Genomic DNA, 6224 nt, shown 5'->3' on the forward strand with positions numbered 1-6224 from the left:
ACTCATGACACGATCCAATGCCGACGCCCTGCTGGCCGGCAACCGCCTGACGCTCGCCGGTTACGAGGCGCAACATTTCGGCTGGTCGGTCGCCGACAAGGTCGCGACGATCACGCTAAACCGCCCCGAACGCAAGAACCCGCTGACTTTCGAATCGTATGCGGAGTTGCGCGATCTGTTCCGGCAACTCGCCTATGCGACCGACGTCAAGGCGGTAGTGATTCACGGCGCAGGCGAGAACTTCTGCTCCGGCGGCGACGTGCACGACATCATCGCGCCGCTGATCGATCTGCCGATGCCGGAACTGCTGCTGTTCACGCGCATGACCGGCGACCTGGTCAAAGCGATGCGCCATTGCCCGCAACCCATCATCGCCGCGGTCGACGGCGTATGCGCCGGCGCCGGCGCGATTCTGGCGATGTCGTCCGACATGCGGCTCGGCACCGCGCGCAGCAAGCTCGCGTTTCTGTTCTCTCGCGTCGGCCTCGCGGGTTGCGATATGGGCGCTTGCGCGATCCTGCCGCGCATCATCGGTCAGGGACGCGCCGCCGAATTGCTGTTTACCGGCCGCTCGGCGAGTGGCGACGAAGGCCACGCATGGGGCTTCTATAACCGACTGTGCGAACCGGCAGCGCTCCTCGCGGACGCGCAAAAGCTCGCCGCCGATCTTGTCGCCGGTCCGACTTTCGCGCATGGCATCACGAAAAAGATGCTGCACCAGGAATGGAGCATGAGCATCGACGAAGCGATCGAATCGGAAGCGCAAGCCCAGGCAATCTGCATGAGCACGCGCGATTTCGAACGTGCGTATAGCGCGTTTGCCGCGAAGTCGCGGCCTGTGTTCGAGGGAGATTGAATTGAGCACTCAAAGCGATATGGATCTGCACAGCGCGTTGGCCTGGCCGTTTTTCGAACCACGCCATCGCGAACTGGCTAAGGGTATCGAAACATGGTGCCGCGCGAATCTCTCGCATGATGAGCACGATGACGTCGATGCGACCTGCTGCCGCCTGGTCCGTGAACTCGGCGCGGCAGGCTGGCTGAAGTACGGTGTTGGCGGCGTTGCCTATGGCGGGAACGGCGACACCATCGACACACGCGCCGTTTGCTTGCTGCGCGAAACGCTCGCCAAGCATTCCGGTCTCGCGGATTTCGCTTTGGCAATGCAAGGACTCGGCTCCGGCGCGATCTCGCTCGGCGGCACACATAAGCAAAAGACGCGCTACCTGCCGCGTGTGGCGAACGGGTCGGCCATCGCCGCCTTCGCTTTGTCGGAACCGGAAGCGGGATCGGACGTCGCCGCGATGTCTCTCTCAGCGCGTGAAGACGGCGACTTCTACGTACTCGACGGCGACAAGACGTGGATCTCGAACGGTGGCATCGCCGATTTCTACGTGGTGTTCGCCAGAACCGGCGAGGCGCCGGGCGCACGCGGCATTACTGCGTTCATCGTCGATGCCGACACGCTGGGTCTGGAAATCGCCGAACGCATCGACGTGATCGCACCGCATCCGCTAGCGCGCCTGCACTTTGCCGGCGCACGCGTGCCGCGCAGCCAGATGCTCGGCGCACCCGGCGAAGGTTTCAAGCTTGCGATGCGTACGTTGGATATTTTCCGCACGTCGGTAGCGGCTGCGTCGTTGGGTTTCGCGCGTCATGCCATGGCTGAAGGCCTCTCGCGTGCGTCGTCGCGCAAGATGTTCGGACAGACACTCGGTGATTTTCAGCTGACGCAAGCCAAACTCGCACAGATGGCGTTGACGATCGACAGCAGCGCGTTGCTGGTCTATCGCGCGGCCTGGCTGCGCGATCAGGGCGAAAACGTCACGCGTGAAGCCGCGATGGCCAAGTGGCACGCAAGCGAAGGCGCGCAACAGGTGATCGACGCCGCCGTGCAACTCTTTGGCGGCATGGGCGTGCAAAGCGGCACCGCCGTCGAGATGCTGTACCGCGAAATTCGTGCATTGCGGATCTATGAAGGCGCGACGGAAGTGCAGCAGTTGATTATCGGCCGCGACCTCCTGAAGGCCCACGCCGCGGAAGTCACCAAGGATGCAGCGAAATGAACACGACCTTCGAAAGACCGGTCCGTATCCGCTTCTCGCACTGCGATCCAGCGGGCATCGTGTTCTTTCCGCAATATCTGGTGATGACCAACGCGTTGGTCGAAGACTGGTTCAACGAAGGCCTGCAGATCGACTATGCGCAGATGATCGCGCAACGCCGTGTCGGCTTGCCGATCGTCAAGCTCGATTGCGAGTTTTCGCGGCCGAGTCAGATGGGCGAAACGATCACGCTGTCACTTGCCCTCACCAAAATCGGCCGCCGCTCAATCAGCATCGACATCCTTGGCTATTGCGGCGACGAAACCCGTTTTCGCGCGAAACAGGTGCTCGTGACGACATCGCTCGAAAACGGCACATCCATCGACATTCCTGCGGACATCGCGAGCGCACTCGCGACGTTCGCCCCACAGCCCGAATCCATTGAGGCGCATCGCTCATGAAAAAAGCTCTCCTTCCCGCCGGTTGGATCAAGCCGCGCGGCTACGCGAACGGCGTTGCAGCAACCGGCACGCAAGTGTTCATCGCCGGCCAGATCGGCTGGGACGAACAGGCGCGTTTTCAGACCACCGACTTCGCACAACAAGCCATTCAGGCGCTCAAGAACGTACTCGCCGTACTGCACGAAGCGGGCGGCACACCGGAGCATCTGGTCCGCATGACGTGGTACGTCACAGATAAGCGCGAATATCTCGCTGCGCTGAAAGATATCGGCCGTGCATTTCGCGAACTGATCGGCGACTACGACATCGCGATGAGCGCGGTACAGGTCGTCGCATTGATCGAAGACGAAGCCAAGGTCGAGATCGAAGCGACGGCAGTGATTCCTCAGTAAGCATACGAAACACGCAACACCTAGCCACCAAGCCAACCGAAACGCATTCAGCCGGCTCAACGACCGGGAGACAATGATGGAACCGTCAGCACACGTCGATACCTTCGCGCGCGACAATCTTCCGCCGCAGGATCAATGGCCTGTCTTGCTACTCGACAACCCGGACGTTGCTTACCCGGCGCGCTTCAATTGCGCGACGGAATTGCTCGACAGTACGATCGAAGCAGGACACCGCGACCGTCCGGCGATCTGGTCGGACGTAGACGGGAAGCCGCAGGCGACCACGTACGGCGAGTTGCTTGCCTTGGTGAATCGCAGCGCGCATGTGCTGGTCGATGAAATGGGTTTGCAGCCGGGCAACCGCGTGCTGCTGCGCGGACCGAACACCTTGCACATGGCGGTGACGGCGCTCGCCGCACTGAAGGCCGGCCTCGTCGTGGTGCCCACCATGCCACTGCTGCGGGCGAAAGAACTCAAGCAGATCATCGAGAAGGCGCAAGTCAGCGCCGCGCTGTGCGACGCACGCCTGACCGATGAACTCGCGCGCTGCAACAATCCTCAGGACGAGTTCTACTGCGCGAGCCTGAAGCAGACACGCCTGTTTCATGATGATTCCGCCGATTCGCTCGACACGCTCGCGATCAACAAACCGGACCACTTCACCGCGTGCGACACCGCCGCTGACGACGTCTGCCTGATCGCCTTCACCAGCGGCACGACGGGCGCACCGAAAGGCTGCATGCATTTTCATCGCGACGTATTGGCGATGTGCGATCTGTTTCCGCGTCATGTTCTGAAACCTTCATCGAGCGATGTGTTTTGCGGCACGCCGCCGCTCGCTTTCACATTCGGCCTTGGCGGCTTGCTGTGCTTTCCGCTGCGCGTCGGTGCGTCGACGGTGCTGATCGAGCGGCTCACACCTGAGACCTTGCTGCAAACCGTCGAACGCTTTCACGCGACGATCATGTTCACCGCGCCGACGTTCTATCGGCAAATGGCGCCGCTTGTTGCGCAACACGACATTTCAAGCCTCGAGAAAACGGTGTCGGCGGGAGAGGCGTTGCCGGATTCGACACGCAGTCTATGGCACGACGCCACCGGCATCGACATGATCGACGGGATCGGCGGTACGGAGCTGATCCATATTTTCATCTCGGCGCAAGGCGACGCGATCCGCCCGCATGCTATCGGGCGCGCGGTGCCGGGCTACGTCGTGCAAGCCGTGGACGACGACATGCAGCCCGTTGCGCCCGGCACGATCGGCAAACTCGCGGTACGCGGACCGACGGGCTGCCGCTATCTCGCCGACGAAAGGCAAACGAAGTTCGTCCGCGACGGCTGGAACCTTCCCGGCGACTCGGTCTATCTCGACGAAGACGGCTACGTGTTTTATCAGGCTCGCGCCGACGACATGATCGTCTCCGCCGGGTACAACATCTCCGGCCCGGAAGTGGAAAGCGTGCTGCTGCAGCACGATGCGGTGGCCGAATGCGGCGTGATCGGCGTGGCCGACGAGACGCGCGGGCAGATCGTCAAGGCCTTCGTGGTGCTGAATCCAGGTTATAAGCCGGACGACAAACTGGTCGCACAACTGCAGGATTTCGTGAAAAATAGCGTGGCGCCGTATAAATACCCGCGCGTCATCAGTTTCATCGACTCGCTGCCGCGCACCGAAACTGGCAAGCTCAAACGGTTTGAATTGCGTACGCTCAAGTAGCCTCTAAAGTAGGCCCTCATTTCTGCAGGAGACACACCGCATGGCCGCCTCTTTCGTCGAAGAGGCGGGCAACCAGAGCCCCACCTCGGCGCAACATCCCTATGATGTGACACTCCACAGGCCAACGTCCCTCGACCCATGCTGATCGTCCATCATCTGAACAACTCCCGCTCGCAACGCGTGTTGTGGCTGCTCGAAGAACTCGGCGTTCCGTACGAGATCAAGCACTACGAGCGCGACCCGAAAACGATGCTGGCGCCGCCCGAGTTGCGCGCGGTGCATCCGCTCGGCAAGTCGCCCGTCATTACGGACGACGGCCAGACCATCGCCGAATCGGGCGCGATCATCGAGTATCTGGTCGACAAGTACGGTCAAGGCCGCTTCGCGCCCGCAGCGGGCACGCCCGAGCGGCTGCGTCACACCTACTGGATGCACTATGCGGAAGGCTCGGCGATGCCGCCGCTGCTGCTCAAGCTAATAGCTCGGCGCATCGCCAACGCGCCCATGCCGTTCTTCGCCAAACCAATCGCCCGCAAGATCGCGTCGACGCTGCAATCGAGCTTCATCGATCCGCAGTTGAAGCTGCATCTCGGCTACATCAATAGTGAATTGAGCGCGACCGGCTGGTTCGTCGGCAACGATTTCACGGCGGCCGATGTTCAGATGAGTTTCCCGCTCGAAGCAGCCACCGCGCGCGGCGGCATGGAGGGGCAGATTCCCGCCGTAGTCGATTTCCTGAAGCGCATTCACGCGCGGCCCGCCTATCAGCGAGCGTTGGAGCGCGGCGGCAAGTACGAACTACTGAGTGGCGATTGACGGCCAACGCCGCCCAGGAATTCGTAGTTGTGGGTCAAAAGTCGCGGGTGCTAGACTAAAATTTCCCATTGCCATCAACGGGTTGCCGACCGGGTTTGCGATTTCGTGCCGAGCGGCGGCACGTTCGGCATCCGCTTGTACCTGCCTGTACCCGCTTGACCAAGGCAAAGGAGCCCCTGCATGACCCATTCCATCCACGGCAACAAACGCTGGCTAGCGCTGATCGTTCTGTGCCTCGGCGTGCTCATGATCGTGCTCGATACGACGATCGTGAACGTTGCATTGCCGTCGATCGCCGCGGACCTCGGCTTTACCGAAACCTCGCTGGTGTGGGTGGTCAATGCGTACATGCTCACCTTCGGCGGCTGCCTGCTGCTTGGCGGGCGGCTGGGAGATCTTTACGGCCACCGCAAGCTGTTCCTCGGCGGCATCACGCTGTTCACGCTGGCGTCGCTCGCATGCGGCATGGCGAATTCGCAAATCCTGCTAGTGTGCGCGCGTGCCGTGCAGGGTTTGGGCGGCGCGGTCGTCTCCGCTGTTTCGCTGTCGCTGATCATGAATCTGTTTACCGAGACCGGCGAACGGGCAAAGGCGATGGGCGTGTACGGCTTTGTCTGCGCGGGGGGCGGCAGCATCGGCGTATTGCTCGGCGGACTGCTGACCAATCTGCTGAGCTGGCACTGGATCTTTCTCGTCAACCTGCCGATTGGCATCGCCGTCTACGCGCTGTGCGTCGCGCTCCTGCCGTCGGCACGCGGCCATGCTCATGGCGAACGGCTCGACGTGGCCGGCG

Annotated in this window: 7 protein-coding genes; all 7 read left to right on the forward strand. The window is 61.8% G+C overall.

Annotated elements, in window-relative coordinates:
• Positions 1-4: 4 nt before the first annotated feature.
• Positions 5-856 carry an enoyl-CoA hydratase family protein gene (locus GNZ13_RS20430; protein ID WP_172167570.1) on the forward strand — a complete coding sequence of 284 codons (852 nt, stop codon included), beginning with the start codon at positions 5-7 and terminating at the stop codon, positions 854-856.
• A gap of 19 nt (positions 857-875) precedes the next feature.
• Positions 876-2066 carry an acyl-CoA dehydrogenase family protein gene (locus GNZ13_RS20435; protein ID WP_407945650.1) on the forward strand — a complete coding sequence of 397 codons (1191 nt, stop codon included), beginning with the start codon at positions 876-878 and terminating at the stop codon, positions 2064-2066.
• Positions 2063-2506, forward strand: a complete 444-nt coding sequence (locus GNZ13_RS20440) for an acyl-CoA thioesterase (protein WP_172167574.1) — start codon at positions 2063-2065, stop codon at positions 2504-2506. The genes GNZ13_RS20435 and GNZ13_RS20440 overlap by 4 nt, the downstream gene beginning before the upstream one ends.
• Positions 2503-2898 carry a RidA family protein gene (locus GNZ13_RS20445; protein ID WP_172167575.1) on the forward strand — a complete coding sequence of 132 codons (396 nt, stop codon included), beginning with the start codon at positions 2503-2505 and terminating at the stop codon, positions 2896-2898. The genes GNZ13_RS20440 and GNZ13_RS20445 overlap by 4 nt, the downstream gene beginning before the upstream one ends.
• Positions 2899-2974: 76 nt before the next feature.
• Positions 2975-4615, forward strand: a complete 1641-nt coding sequence (locus tag GNZ13_RS20450) for an AMP-binding protein (RefSeq protein ID WP_172167577.1) — start codon at positions 2975-2977, stop codon at positions 4613-4615.
• 138 nt (positions 4616-4753) lie between these two features.
• Positions 4754-5431 (forward strand): glutathione S-transferase, encoded by a 678-nt coding sequence (locus GNZ13_RS20455; RefSeq protein WP_172167579.1) that lies wholly within the window; start codon positions 4754-4756, stop codon positions 5429-5431.
• A gap of 180 nt (positions 5432-5611) precedes the next feature.
• Positions 5612-6224, forward strand: a 613-nt coding sequence (locus tag GNZ13_RS20460; RefSeq protein WP_172167581.1) for an MFS transporter, incomplete at its 3' end; no start/stop codon positions are given.

Source organism: Paraburkholderia elongata, from assembly GCF_013177735.1.
GTDB lineage: Bacteria > Pseudomonadota > Gammaproteobacteria > Burkholderiales > Burkholderiaceae > Paraburkholderia > Paraburkholderia elongata.

Excerpts from the sequence above, each read along its gene's own strand:
- GNZ13_RS20430 (WP_172167570.1), top strand. The coding sequence starts at position 5 with ATGACACGATCCAATGCCGACGCCCTGCTGGCCGGCAACCGCCTGACG.
- GNZ13_RS20435 (WP_407945650.1), top strand. The coding sequence starts at position 876 with ATGGATCTGCACAGCGCGTTGGCCTGGCCGTTTTTCGAACCACGCCAT.
- GNZ13_RS20440 (WP_172167574.1), top strand. The coding sequence starts at position 2,063 with ATGAACACGACCTTCGAAAGACCGGTCCGTATCCGCTTCTCGCACTGC.
- GNZ13_RS20445 (WP_172167575.1), top strand. The coding sequence starts at position 2,503 with ATGAAAAAAGCTCTCCTTCCCGCCGGTTGGATCAAGCCGCGCGGCTAC.
- GNZ13_RS20450 (WP_172167577.1), top strand. The coding sequence starts at position 2,975 with ATGGAACCGTCAGCACACGTCGATACCTTCGCGCGCGACAATCTTCCG.
- GNZ13_RS20455 (WP_172167579.1), top strand. The coding sequence starts at position 4,754 with ATGCTGATCGTCCATCATCTGAACAACTCCCGCTCGCAACGCGTGTTG.